The sequence below is a fragment of the Microvirga sp. jy35 genome (assembly GCF_056148915.1).
This window is the reverse complement of the sequence record NZ_JBWBEW010000008.1, coordinates 1-12,625: the sequence shown is the minus strand read 5'-3', so window position 1 is coordinate 12,625 and position 12,625 is coordinate 1. Positions and strand designations below refer to the sequence as shown.

At 61.1% G+C, this 12,625-nt stretch carries 12 protein-coding genes; 4 read left to right on the top strand and 8 right to left on the bottom strand.

Annotated features, from left to right (window positions below; all coding sequences use genetic code 11):
* The first annotated feature begins 911 nt into the window (after nucleotides 1-911).
* Entirely contained in the window at nucleotides 912-1,820 is a 909-nt protein-coding gene (locus AC0QTX_RS08525; RefSeq protein ID WP_474603405.1) for a calcium-binding protein, read from the top strand.
* A 168-nt stretch (nucleotides 1,821-1,988) separates the two neighbouring features.
* On the opposite strand, the gene AC0QTX_RS08520 is transcribed toward AC0QTX_RS08525, so the two are convergent.
* From AC0QTX_RS08520 to AC0QTX_RS08500, 5 genes are all read right to left on the bottom strand, one after another.
* A complete protein-coding gene (locus tag AC0QTX_RS08520; protein WP_474603404.1) occupies nucleotides 1,989-2,567 on the bottom strand; it encodes a hypothetical protein in 579 nt (192 codons plus the stop codon).
* A gap of 731 nt (nucleotides 2,568-3,298) precedes the next feature.
* Nucleotides 3,299-3,673: a winged helix domain-containing protein gene (locus tag AC0QTX_RS08515; protein ID WP_474603403.1), complete on the bottom strand. Its 375-nt coding sequence runs from the start codon at nucleotides 3,671-3,673 to the stop codon at nucleotides 3,299-3,301.
* The gene (locus AC0QTX_RS08510; RefSeq protein WP_474603402.1) at nucleotides 3,666-3,866 is read right to left on the bottom strand and encodes a hypothetical protein; all 201 of its coding nucleotides are present in this window, start codon (nucleotides 3,864-3,866) and stop codon (nucleotides 3,666-3,668) included. The genes AC0QTX_RS08515 and AC0QTX_RS08510 overlap by 8 nt, the downstream gene beginning before the upstream one ends.
* 97 nt (nucleotides 3,867-3,963) lie before the next feature.
* Nucleotides 3,964-4,215: a helix-turn-helix transcriptional regulator gene (locus tag AC0QTX_RS08505; protein WP_474603401.1), complete on the bottom strand. Its 252-nt coding sequence runs from the start codon at nucleotides 4,213-4,215 to the stop codon at nucleotides 3,964-3,966.
* A 798-nt stretch (nucleotides 4,216-5,013) separates the two neighbouring features.
* Nucleotides 5,014-6,222 carry a tyrosine-type recombinase/integrase gene (locus AC0QTX_RS08500; RefSeq protein WP_474603400.1) on the bottom strand — a complete coding sequence of 403 codons (1,209 nt, stop codon included), beginning with the start codon at nucleotides 6,220-6,222 and terminating at the stop codon, nucleotides 5,014-5,016.
* A 274-nt stretch (nucleotides 6,223-6,496) separates the two neighbouring features.
* Here AC0QTX_RS08500 and AC0QTX_RS08495 point away from each other — a divergent pair, with 274 nt between their 5' ends.
* Nucleotides 6,497-6,850 (top strand): RidA family protein, encoded by a 354-nt coding sequence (locus AC0QTX_RS08495; protein ID WP_474603399.1) that lies wholly within the window; start codon nucleotides 6,497-6,499, stop codon nucleotides 6,848-6,850.
* A 13-nt stretch (nucleotides 6,851-6,863) separates the two neighbouring features.
* Here AC0QTX_RS08495 and AC0QTX_RS08490 read toward each other — a convergent pair whose 3' ends face one another.
* From AC0QTX_RS08490 to AC0QTX_RS08480, 3 genes are all read right to left on the bottom strand, one after another.
* Nucleotides 6,864-7,661: a glycosyltransferase family 2 protein gene (locus tag AC0QTX_RS08490; protein WP_474603398.1), complete on the bottom strand. Its 798-nt coding sequence runs from the start codon at nucleotides 7,659-7,661 to the stop codon at nucleotides 6,864-6,866.
* A gap of 78 nt (nucleotides 7,662-7,739) precedes the next feature.
* Entirely contained in the window at nucleotides 7,740-8,354 is a 615-nt protein-coding gene (gstA, locus tag AC0QTX_RS08485) for a glutathione transferase GstA (protein ID WP_474603397.1), read from the bottom strand.
* Nucleotides 8,355-8,472: 118 nt separating this feature from the next.
* Entirely contained in the window at nucleotides 8,473-9,297 is an 825-nt protein-coding gene (locus tag AC0QTX_RS08480; RefSeq protein ID WP_474603396.1) for an endonuclease/exonuclease/phosphatase family protein, read from the bottom strand.
* Nucleotides 9,298-9,528: 231 nt separating this feature from the next.
* On the opposite strand from AC0QTX_RS08480, the gene AC0QTX_RS08475 reads away from it, so the two are divergent.
* Nucleotides 9,529-12,057, top strand: coding sequence for a heavy metal translocating P-type ATPase (locus AC0QTX_RS08475; protein ID WP_474603395.1), 2,529 nt, complete (start codon nucleotides 9,529-9,531; stop codon nucleotides 12,055-12,057).
* On the top strand, nucleotides 12,054-12,509 hold the full coding sequence (gene cueR, locus AC0QTX_RS08470; RefSeq protein ID WP_474603394.1) for a Cu(I)-responsive transcriptional regulator: 456 nt from the start codon (nucleotides 12,054-12,056) through the stop codon (nucleotides 12,507-12,509). The genes AC0QTX_RS08475 and cueR overlap by 4 nt, the downstream gene beginning before the upstream one ends.
* Nucleotides 12,510-12,625 lie beyond the last annotated feature (116 nt).

Below are 12,625 nucleotides of genomic sequence, written 5' to 3'. Positions count from 1 at the left end.
GAAGAGGAGACGTGTCGGGTTACCCTCGCACAACTCAAAGCCCCTGACCCTATCCCTTTGGATTTGACCATAGTAATTGCAGACAGACCCATTGTCCTGTCGGCGTGCGGCAAAGAAATTTTCCCCTACAATGACGGCCCGTACTGAACTCATCGACCGCGTGCCGCCCCCCTGTTGGCAGGGGCCCCCTAAAAGTACGTGGTCGGTGGTCCCAACCCATACGCCATCCTGTTGCTGCTCTACATTCCATCGTGAACGCCACTCACGGCATGTTCCTTCACGTGCTTGCCAGACTTCCGCGTGTGCCGCAGTCGGACCAAGAAGCAGGGCAAGAGCACAAAGAGCAGTGCGCATGGGAAATCTCCTCAGGATTGTAGAGGAACGGTCAAGCCATCTGAAAGTTCATGCTACGCTTCGCCGTAATCAAAGGGCTATATGGCAGACAGGTCCTGGCGTTTCTGCCGACTTACTCTGTTTGAGAACTCTGGTATATAGCCACTTCATGAGGCGCGCCATCGCTGCAGTCAGTCTCGTACTGAGAGCCTCCTCAGCAGCCTCATAACGAGCCGCCCACCGCTCTTACGTTGCCCAGCTTATTCCAAGAAAAACATTATCGCTGTCTGCCGACATGGCAGCGAGACAAGCAGCAAGAGCACAGGCATCGTCCCCGCTTCGGAGAGAAACGGAGAATTCGGCGTAGTTCTTTTGATTCTGGAACCTGATTAACACACCTCGATTATTATGGATTGCTAAAAGACATTCAGTGCCGTCATCAATTTACAGCCAAGTATGCGTTTGACGGTTTACTTAAGGTTCTCGCTTCTGGTTCAGCATAATTCTTGTCCGTCACTCGGCAAGCAATCTCGCAACAGTAATGCGTTTCCATGCACTAATGTTAGGGATGAAATGAAATGGCAATCATTAACGGTAGATCTGGCGACAACACTCTCATCGGTACAAACGGGAATGACACCATCGTTGGTTTTGGCGGCGAGGACATCATCCTTGGTCTACTTGGAGATGACCTTATTACCGGTGGTAACAACTTCGACCGGATCGATGGTCAAGGCGGAAATGACAGCATCTTTGGCGGTGGAGGGATAGACTTCATCGCGGGTGGTGCTGACAACGATGTTATCTTCGCCCAACAAGGCGATGACCAAGTGATAGGCAATTTCGGTGACGACAGGATCTATAGTAGCGGCGGAAATGATTACGCGGCCGGCAACGAGGGCAATGATACCCTCTATGGCGCCGATGGAAACGACTTCCTTGTCGGCGAAGCTGGAATAGACCTTATCTATGGACAGGACGACAATGACTTCTTGACTGGTGGCCTAGATAACGACCGTGTCTCGGGACAGAACGGAAGAGACCTTGTCGAGGGTAACGAGGGTAACGATTACGTTTCTGGCGGCGCTGACAATGATGTTGTTCGCGGCGGCATGGGAGATGATACAGTCGTTGGTGGCTCAGGCCGTGATGCGCTTCTAGGCGGGGAAGGCCTAGACGCGTTCGTGTTCAACTCGGCACTTAATGCAAGAACGAACGTAGATCGGATCAGAGACTTCAACGTCGCTGAAGACATTGTGTGGCTCAATGGCAATGTCTTCACTGAAGCGGGGCCAGTCGGACTTCTGTCGGCGGATGCCTTCCAGATAGGCTCAGTGGCGACAGATGCCACAGACCGCATTATTTACAATCAGGCTACCGGTGCTCTTTCCTATGACCCAGACGGCAACGGGTCGGCCCAACAGGTGCAATTCGCTCGCCTATCGACAGGGCTCGCTCTGACTAACGCCGATTTCCTCGTGTACTAGTCAGAAAACAAGTTAGGTTGCGAAGAGTGGGGGCCTTTTTTTCATGGCCCTTCACTCCCCATATCATTAGCAAGACCGGATCAAATCCTCTCGCCTTGATAGGGCCGCAGCCTTGCTCTGCACCTCTCATTAAGACCTTGGCTTAATTTCGTAATCAGGGTCTCTTGACTATAACCTCTTCATCAGACGAGCTGCTGCCATGACGAGTTGTGCATCCAGCATCTCCTCGGCGGCATCGTACCGAGCTACCAACTGCTCGTAAGTAGCCCAGCGCATGCCCTTAGGTTTGGGCGGCAGATCCCACTCATCCGGATTCTCATCTGCGAGGAGTGCCGCTTTGACCTTCGCCTTGGTGCGCCACGCCCGTCCAATCGGGTCGAGGAACTGTGAGGCATAGGCTGCCCTGCGGCCCCAGGCATAGCGACTCGCAAAGTACGTTGCTCCAAGTGGGCGATACAGCACCCGAACGCGAAGCCCGGTCTTGGGGCAGAGGACGTACCATTGCAGGCCGCCAAAGTGCCTCGGCTCTGACCTAAGAGAAAAGGACTGCTGACGTCCTTGGCAGGACAGATCCAGCAGACCACTGTAATCCGACAGCCTTAGAGTAGCCGTGATGGTCTCGCCCGAGCCATAGGTGAGCACGCATTGGATATGGCTGCCGGGCTTACCAGCGCCACTCGGGATGAGCTTCGCGAGATCCAGCTTGGGTCCACTCTCAAGAGTGAGGCGCTGCCGGTCACGAGGCATGGCGAGGCCCTCTTGGCTGCAGTTTCACCAACACTCCTGACTGCTCTCTCGCCTCCTCTACCCCAGACCCCATCTGGTAGATTATATGTGTACCTGTGGTGGGACCGCTGACGGGCTCCAAATGGCGCTTGCGGTCACGTGAGAGGGACAGTTCCCGGCAATTTTCTTTCGTGGCGCTGGTTACTGTCCCTGTCGTGACACCGGCTGTCCCTCTGGTGGGACCGGCCACAGATTTCGGCTGGTCAGGACGCCAGCTCATGAACCGCCTGGAAGCCCGCTCGCCCGTGCGGCCGCACTCATGCAAGGTTAGACGATACTCGGCTGCATGAGGTGTCTTTCGGTCGAAATGACCACGGGAGCACAGGTCAGCAAAACCCTTCTCCATCAGCTCCGCCAGGGCTCGTGCTGCCGTGTTCTTGGAGCACCTGACCCGCTCGGCTGCATCGCGTGCCGAGAGAGCAAGTCGACCATTGTTGCTGCCGTTGTAGATGGCTGCCAGTTCGATGAAGACGCTACCGGCTACCGGCGAGAGCGAGCGCCAGGCAGTTGAATGAAGCATCCAATGTGGGAGGGACACAAAGCGCTCTGTTGTGCTTCGGCCCTTGTGGTTGTGACGTTTGGGCATGAGGTGCCTCACAGCGCCCCTGAGAAGGTCAAGGGCGCCTGTTCTAAGGATTGATGAGGAAAGGGTGCAGCCGAGGCAGAAACCCCGGCTGCTGGGCTTCTCAGAGTCAGGAAGCAGGATCGGGCGTGTGGCCTATGATTTGCGCGTAGGCGGCTTTCACCACGTCGGAGAAGCCACGGGAGCGCTTGTCTTCGGCACAGACGGTCTTGAGCACTTTGAGGGTTGTGCGCAAAACGTAGCGCCCATGCGTTCCTGAATAAGGACCAGCGTGCTGTTCATCGATGGTGTCGATGGTGAGCCCACGCTTTCGCAATGTGTGAACGTATGCCGACCAACGCGGCGCGGGTCTCTCCAGAGGGATGACACCGCTCTGCCCTGTCTCCAGAAGGCAGTTGAGCGTCCATGCTTCACGCCCTTTCAGGCGCAACACCTCGCCAGTGTCGAGCCGCTGTACGAGAAGTTCGACAACATCCTTAGGCATGGTGCGCCTCCGTGCTGAAGCCCGCCAGCTCTGCGACGGTGAGTGCAAGGGCTGGCGACAATCCAAAGCGCGTGGAGAGGCTTTTCACCACACGAGGATGGGAGCGGAGCGGCTGCGATGCTGCCCAGGCAAAGAGCGGAAGCAGGCACAGGTTCGCGTTGCGACGCAAGCGCCGCTTGTGTAGGTTATTCATGGTTGAAATCCTTCGCCCCGTGCGAGAGCTCCTCGTACGGGGCTCCCTTTTGCACGGTCATGAACGGGATGGGTTCAGAAGCTGCAAGCTTCCGACATCAGCAGTCGTTCGCAGCCCCAGCGATGAGGGCGCGGATGTCCTCCACACGCCATGCCGTGATGCGCGGGCCGAGCTTTACGGGTTTAGGATAGCGCCCTTCCTTGATGCCAGCCCACCAGGTGGACTTGCTGACGGGAATAGGCCCGTTTGGGGCAAGGATGCCAGGGAGCCGGACAAAGCCGGTGGATGGCAGTTGGGGAGACGCCGAAAAGCCGGTCTCCAGGCGTGAGTCAACGTTGCGCAAAGCCATAGCGCTCGCTTCCTTTCATCGTCCAATTGTGAATGAAACGACTGGCGAAGCTGGGGAGATCTGATTGACTCCCACCGTGTGCCCCAGATAGGCTGAGCCCGCTCTTGAAGGAGTACGGGTTTCGGCCCACCAGAACCGCTCTGACCTTGCCGGGTCAGGCGGTTCTCTTTTTCCCATCGTTTTGCCGGAGCACCCTGGACTCCAGCGCTTCGGATTGGACGAAGGTATGAGTGTTACGAACCTCGCGTCAAGAACTTGTGTCGCGGCTCACGGTTCCGAACTATATGTTGTGTGTAGCTGTGAGAACTGTGGATAACAATTGCCCCTCCGAGTAAGCCTCTGAAAGTTCTAGGGAAAACTTTTACGGTTGTTGCAATGTCCACATTACTTGCACGGCGAAGTCACAGGCGGAGTCATGCTTAAGGGTGGCTCAATGTTGTGCCGGCGCGTCAATCTGTCGGCCACGTATGGGGTGACCTTTCCAGGCCCGAAATGGCCTAATTGCGGGAAATTCCGCCCCCATCCCTAGGGACGAGGTAAATGAAGAGTCAGCCCGAGTTTTCACGTCTCAGAAGGCTGGACTTCACTCTCCTTGCGGCCATATTCCGCGCAACTTCAGGAACCCCTCCGGCGGCAGCAGCATGAAAGAGTTTTCACCCAGTTCTTCACCTGGAGGAACGGACAGACCCTCGGCACCCGGTCCTACGCCTAACGCAAAGAGCAGTCCGTGCGCCAGACGAGTGGAGCAACAAGTATTACCGCCGCATCCAGGCCTTGCCCATAGGCTCGCCGTTCGTGCTACTGCGCTTTCAAAGTCCTGCTTCCGGCCAAAAGTACGACACTGCTTCGGGAGTTCTGCTCAAGGAAGTTGGCCCACGCATCCATCAGCTCACGGCGCTTCTCCAGCGCGTCACCACGCCGGTATGCCCGCTCAACCGCATCGCCTACGAGGTGAGCCAGAGCCGCCTCTGCCACCTCTCGCGGGAAATGGGTCCGCTCGCCCGCCCAATCCCGGAAGGCACTGCGGAAGCCGTGCACCGTGACATCAACCTTCATCCGCCGCAGCACCATCTCCAGCGCCATGACCGACAGCGGGCGCCCCGGCTTTGTGCCAGGGAATACAAGGTCACTGAGCCGCTTCCTCTGCATCTCCTGAAGGATCTCGACCGCTCGGGCGGAGAGCGGTACGCGATGCTCTCGCCCTGCCTTCATGCGAGCTGCAGGCGCTGTCCAGACCCGCGCCTCCAGCTCGAACTCCCCCCACCGGGCTCCGAACACCTCACCGGACCGGGCGGCAGTGAGGATGGCTAGCTCCAGAGCACGAGCGGCGATACCCTCCCGCTCGCGCAGGGCTATCATGAAAGCAGGCACCTCATCGAAGGGCATGGCCTTGTGGTGGCCGCGAGTGAGCCTCGCCCGCTTGGGCAGAACGGCGTCCAGATGACCACGCCACCGGGCCGGGTTCTCCCCGGTCGTTTGCCCTCGCGCACGGGCAAAGTCGAACACCCGCTCCATGCGCCCCCGCAGGCGTGAGGCCGTCTCGGGCTTGGCGGTCCAGAGCGGCTGGAGAACCTTCAGCACATCCTCCGTGCCAATCTCCGTCACCGGCTTGGACCGGATTGATTCGCAATAGACCGTGAGGGTCATCTTCCATTGGGCGCGGTGCTTCTCGTTGCGCCAAGAGGAGGACATGCTTTCAGTCAGGGCATCGGCAGCCTCGCCAAACGTCATCACCTTGGGCTTGTCTCGTGCGGCGATGGGGTCCAGCCCGTCTGCCAGCTTCTGCCGGACCTCTGCAGCTCTCTCGCGGGCTTTGGCGAGGGGCACATCCCGCAAGGAGCCGAGCCCCATCTCCCGGCGCTTTCCATCGAACTTCCACATGAACACCCACGAGCGGGCACCGTTGGCTGTGATGTTCAGGTAGAGCCCACCGCCATCGGAGTGCCGCCCTGGCTTTGCGAGTGTTGCGACCGTTCTGGCGCTCAATGTGTGTAATTGCCGTGCCATGTGCCCCAATCCTTCCCCACCTTGTTCCCCACCTTTGAGGCTGGATTGTAGCGGATGAGGCTGGACTGCGTAAGATAGGCGCTAGCGTAAAAGCCTTGATTTTCAGTGGATTTTTGGATGCGGCTAGATGTGGCTGGACACTAGTATGGCGGACTCCGTCTCCGCCATTTCACGAAGAGCACTGCCAGCTTGCCCAAGAGCCGATCTTGGTGTCCTGCGGACTGTCGCCTGTGCTAAGAGCCTTGCCGAAATCATCGAACGAGCAGGGTGGAACGTGACGGATATTCGGCGCGCCGGCGTGGCGGCACGGTACAGCGATCTCGTGATGGTAGGCGATAGAGCCTATTTTTCCGGTTATGTCCCCGAGACGTCTCTCGAGCTCTCCGTCGCGGAGCAGACCCGCGACATCCTCGGACAGATCGAGCAGTCCCTGGCGGAGATCGGCAGCGGGAAGGCAAAGCTTCTGTTCGCAACCATATGGCTTGCCGACATCGCTTCTTATGAGGAAATGAATGCCGTCTGGGATGAATGGGTCGTACCCGGACAGGCTCCGGCTCGGGTCTGCGTGGAATCCAAGCTCGCCGACCCCGACTACAGGCTCGAGATTCAGGTCATCGCTGCCCTTTGAAACTCCCGGGCCCTTAGGCGCGCTCCGCCCTGGAATCTGTTTTTGTCAGCGCATTCATGCGCTTGCGCTCGAAGTGCTTGGCCAGGCGCAGGTGACGCCAAGTGGCGTAGTTCATGGCGATGAGGAAGCCGTACGTGCCGCGCAGAACGTGCAGCCGCCCGAAATAAGCCTTCAGGAAGGCCACGGGGAACTCGACATAAACCCGCCATGTTGGGATCGAGACCCCCCTCACCTCGAAGTCGATCGCCTGCTGGTCGGTATAGCTGTTGAGCTTGGCGAGCTGGTCGCCGAGGGACCGCACGGACCGATGGTGCACAAGGCCCTTCAGGCGGCCAGCCTTCGCCTCCGGCTTCAGCTCCACCCGGTCATGCACGAGGGAGGAGGAATATCGGCCTGCATCCCGCCGGTATAGCCGGACAGGGGCGACCCGATAGGCCAGAGGATGTGGAGCCGCCTCTCCCGGAAAGGTCTCGGCGATGCGGATCCCGTAGGCCTGACAGGGAGGTTCCCCATGGGCGAACAGGGCGCGGATTTCGGACACGAGCTCTGGCGACATCTCCTCATCCGCGTCGAGATTCAGGAGCCAGGGGTGTCGGCACTGCTCCTCGGCGAAACGCTTCTGGAGGCCATAGCCCGGCCAGGGATTGTAGATGACACGGGCGCCGAGCTCCTCGGCAACGGCCTGGGTCCCATCGGTCGATCCGGAATCGACCACGACCAGATCGTCCGTCAGTCCCCGGATCGCGCGAATGGTCGCGCCGATCCGGTCGGCCTCGTTCTTGGCGATGATGAAAACCGAAACAGGGAGCATGGCATCGGGTGCCTAGCCGCCCTGCAGGTTTGTGGCAAGGGCTTTGGATCTTCAGGCAGAAGGGGCCGGTCCGATTGTTCAGGCCTGTGCCATCAATCCTTCGGCCTGCAGGGCATGCTTCACCATAGGACGGTCTGAAACCCGTGTCATATAGGCTGTGACGGCCGGATGGGCGGAAAGGTCGACCCGATGAAAGCGGCTCCAGCTGAGCACGGTGAAGCAATAGGCATCGGCGATGGTGAAATGCTCGCCCGCCAGATAGGAACGCTCCCGCAGATGCACATCGAGATAGGCGAAGCGACGCTGGAGTTGGCTCACGGCCAGTTGCCGCGCCTTGGGCGGCATCGGCGCCGTCCAGAGCGGATCGAAGCCCTTGTGAAGCTCCGCGCCGGTGAAGTCGAGCCATTCCTTGACGCGGTAGCGTTCCAGGGATCCCAGCTTCGGCAGAAGGCGGGCGCCGGGTGCCTGATCGGCCAGATACTCCAGAATGACAGGCACTTCGGCCAGGATGTCGCCCGTATGAAGGGCGAGGGCCGGAACATAGCCCTTCGGATTGATCCTGATGTAATCCCTCCCGGAAGCCGTTGTCTGGGTTTTAAGGTCCACCTTGTCGTATTCGATCTGCAGGCCTGCTTCACAGGCAATGATCCGCGGCGCGAGCGAGCAGGCTCCGGGGGTGTAGTACAGCTTCATCGTGACCCTTCTTCCCGCGCCCCCACGGGAAATTAAAAATTATAACGTAACACGATGGCTAATTCCTACGTCACAGGATGCCGCTCTCAAGGCACCTTAGACTAATTGATACATTATTTCATAAGCCGGTTGTGGGCTCTCCAAGAAGCTCGCCTTCGCGGGCTCGACCCGCAGCCCTGGAGAGTTTGCGGACGCGAAGCTGGGCCAGCAGTGGGAAATGGTCCGATGCGACCCGGGCCAGGGGGGTGCGCACGGGCCCGGCATCCACCACCTCGATCGATTTGGTCACGAACACATGGTCGAGGCGCAGCACCGGGGCACGGGTATGAAAGGTAGGCTGCGGCTCGCCGAACGAGTTCGAGAGCTGGGCATCCTGCAGCCTGCTGGCGATCATCCGGTAGGAGCGTGAAAGGGGCGGTGCATTGAAATCGCCCAGCAGCACTGCCGGCTCCTTGCAGTCAGCATGGCCGATCCAATCCGGCCCGACGAGGGCGGCGGCCTGCGTCCGCCGCTCCCCCGAGCGAAGGGAGAGATGCGCGTTGACGACCTGGATTGCCTGCCCGTCGATCTCCACAGCCACCCAGAGCGCGCTGCGCTTCTCGAACGACGGCCGCGTCGACTGGGTCGGCAGGCGTCCGGACTTGATCACACGCGAGGAGTGGCGCGTCAGAACCGCAATGCCGTACTGCTCTCCCAGGATACGGATCGTGGGCTGGAAATGCAGATCCATGCCGAGGATCGAGGCCACGGTTGCGGCCTGATCCACCTCCCCTGCCCGCGCACGGCCGACGCGGACCTCCTGCAGTGCCACGATGTCCGGCTGGCAGGATCCGATGACCTCCGCGATCCGGGTTGGGGAAATCTGCCTATCCGTGCCGAGCCAGCGATGGACGTTGTAGGTGAGGATCCGAAGGGTTTGCCCCGGGTTTTCGGTGTGCTTCAAGGGTTCGTACCGACTCAATCGTTCGTTGCAGGTAAAGGCACCGCCCCGCACGGGACAAGCCAAGAGGCTCGATTGCGCGGCGTATGTGGCAAACGTGTCGGATCAATGACTCTGCTTCAGGCCCGGTTCCAGGGCTCAAAGGCCATATAGGCAGGGCTTTTGAAGGCGCTTGACCTTCCCATCATTGGAAGGACTAAACCTGCTCCCCATATCAGGATCAGGAGATTCCCCATGGCCGCCGGCAAGCTTGCCCCCACCGACGCGATCGACATTCCCATTCAAGGCATGACCTGCGCCTCCTGCGTGAACCGGGTCGAGAAGGCCATCCGGTCGGTCGAGGGGGTCAGGACCGCCAACGTCAATCTCGCGACCGAACGGGCCCATGTGGAATTCGCATCGGCTGGAGCCGATCCGGCTGCCGTCGCCGAGGCGATCCGGACCGCGGGCTACGAGCCCTCCGACAGAACGATCGACCTGAAGATCGACGGCATGACCTGCGCCTCCTGCGTCGCCCGGGTCGAAAAGGCGCTCAAGCGTGTGCCCGGTGTCCTGGAGGCCAACGTCAATCTTGCCACCGAGCGCGCTTCCATCCGGTATCTTGGCGGAGCGGACATGGTGGGCCGTCTGATCGCCGTCGTCGAGCAGACCGGCTATGAGGCCGAGGCGCTGCGGCAGGACGGTGGCCAGAGCGACCGGGAGCGGGCAGTCCGCGAGGCGGAGACCTTTGGTCTCCGGCGCTCCCTCACCCTTGCGGCGGTCTTCACCCTGCCGGTCTTCGTGCTCGAAATGGGTTCCCACTTCATCCCGGCGATCCACGACTGGGTCATGGGGACCCTCGGGCATCGCACCAGCTGGTACCTGCAATTCGTGCTCACCACTCTGGTTCTTTTCGGACCGGGCCTGCGCTTCTTCCGCAAGGGCGTGCCGGCCCTCCTGCGCCGGTCGCCGGACATGAACTCCCTGGTGGTGCTCGGCACCAGCGCGGCCTATGCCTTTTCGGTGGTGGCCACCTTCCTGCCCGACCTTCTGCCCGCCAGTATGGGCAACGTCTATTACGAGGCCGCGGCCGTGATCGTGACTCTGATCCTGCTCGGGCGCTATCTCGAGGCCAAGGCGAAGGGGCGCACCTCCGAGGCGATCAAGCACCTCATGGGGCTTCAGGCCAAGACCGCCCGCGTGGTGCGCGGCGGCCAAGCCCTGGAGATCCCCCTCGATCAGGTGCTCGCCGGCGACGTGGTGCAGGTTCGCCCAGGCGAGAAGATCTCGGTCGACGGCGAGGTCGTGGAAGGCTCCTCATTCGTGGACGAATCCATGATCACCGGCGAGCCGGTGCCGGTGCAGAAGTCCCAAGGGGCCGAGGTGGTCGGCGGCACCATCAACAAGACCGGCAGCTTCAGTTTCCGGGCCACCCGCATCGGTTCAGAGACGGTGCTGGCCCAGATCATCCGCATGGTCGAGCAGGCACAAGGGTCAAAGCTGCCGATCCAAGCCCTCGTCGACCGGGTGACGGCCTGGTTCGTGCCGGCCGTGATGGCGGCGGCCGCCCTCACCTTCCTGGTCTGGCTCGTCTTCGGCCCGGAACCGGCGCTCACCTTCGCGCTGGTCAATGCGGTGGCCGTGCTGATCATCGCCTGCCCCTGCGCCATGGGGCTGGCCACGCCGACCTCCATCATGGTCGGTACGGGCCGGGCGGCAGAGCTCGGCGTGCTCTTCCGCCAGGGTGAGGCGCTGCAGAGCCTGAAGGAGGTCGGCGTCGTCGCCCTCGACAAGACCGGCACTCTGACTCAAGGCCGCCCGGAGCTGACCGACTTCGTGACCGCACCAGGTGCCTCGGAGGCGGAGGCGCTGAGGCTCGTCGCCGCCGTGGAAGGCCGCTCGGAGCATCCGATCGCCCAGGCGATCGTCGCGGCCGCCGAGAACCGCGGCCTCGCCCTGCCGTCGGCCGACCGTTTCGAGGCCGTTCCCGGCTTCGGCGCCTCGGCCATGGTCGAGGGCAGGAAGGTGGACGTGGGGGCAGACCGTTTCATGACGAAGCTCGGGTTCTCCGTTGCAGACTTCGCTGACACGGCCGCTCGCCTCGGTGCCGAGGGCAAGAGCCCGCTCTATGCGGCCATCGACGGCAGGCTTGCCGCCATCATTGCCGTGGCCGACCCGATCAAGCCCTCGACTCCTGAGGCCATCGCGGGTCTCCATGCCCTTGGGCTGAAGGTCGCGATGATCACGGGCGATAACCGCAGGACCGCCGAGGCGATCGCCCGGCGGATCGGGATCGACGAGGTGGTGGCCGAGGTCCTGCCCGACGGCAAGGTCGAGGCCGTGAAGCGCCTGCGCGCTGCCCACGGCAGCATCGCCTTCGTCGGCGACGGCATCAACGATGCACCCGCGCTCGCCGCGGCCGATATCGGCATAGCCATCGGCACGGGCACGGACATCGCCATCGAAAGCGCCGACGTGGTGCTCATGTCCGGCGACGTGCGCGGCGTGGTGAACGCCATCGCCCTGTCGAAGGCGACGATCCGCAACATCGGTCAGAACCTGTTCTGGGCCTTCGCCTACAACGTGCTGCTGATCCCCGTCGCCGCTGGCCTCCTGTACCCGTTCAACGGCGTCCTGCTCTCACCGATCTTCGCGGCAGGCGCCATGGCGCTCTCCAGCGTCTTCGTCCTGGGCAATGCCCTGAGGCTGCGCGGCTTCAAGGCTCCCGTTCCATCCGGGCAGGGCACCTCCCCGGCCATTCAAACCGTCGAAGGTGTCGCATGAATATCGGACAGGCTGCTCAGTCCTCCGGCGTCTCCGCCAAGATGATCCGCTATTACGAGTCCATCGGGCTGATCCCGAAGACCGTGCGGACGGAAGCGGGATACCGGGTCTATTCGGATCACGACGTGCATACGCTGCGCTTCATCCGCCGGGCGCGCGATCTCGGCTTCTCCGTGGAGCAGATCGCCGATCTCGTCTCGCTCTGGCAGGATCGCGAGCGCGCAAGCAAGGACGTGAAGACCATCGCGCTCGGGCATGTGAGCGTGCTCGAGCGCAAGATCCGCGAATTGCAGGAGATGGCCTCCACCCTCAAGCATCTCGCCACGAATTGCCATGGCGACACGCGCCCGCATTGCCCGATCCTGGAGGAACTGGCCAATGACGAGGCAGCACAAGTTCACATCAAGCCCGATGCTAAGTTCGGCGTGCTGGGCAAGGTGTCGGCGCGATAGGTACGGCCAGCAACGCACCCAAGCCCTCATCCTGAGAGGCTAGAGCGGATTCGATTTAGGTGAACTCGTATCCGCAGTTGCTGAGATAGTTCTGGCATTCGTCCGCCGGGAAGCTG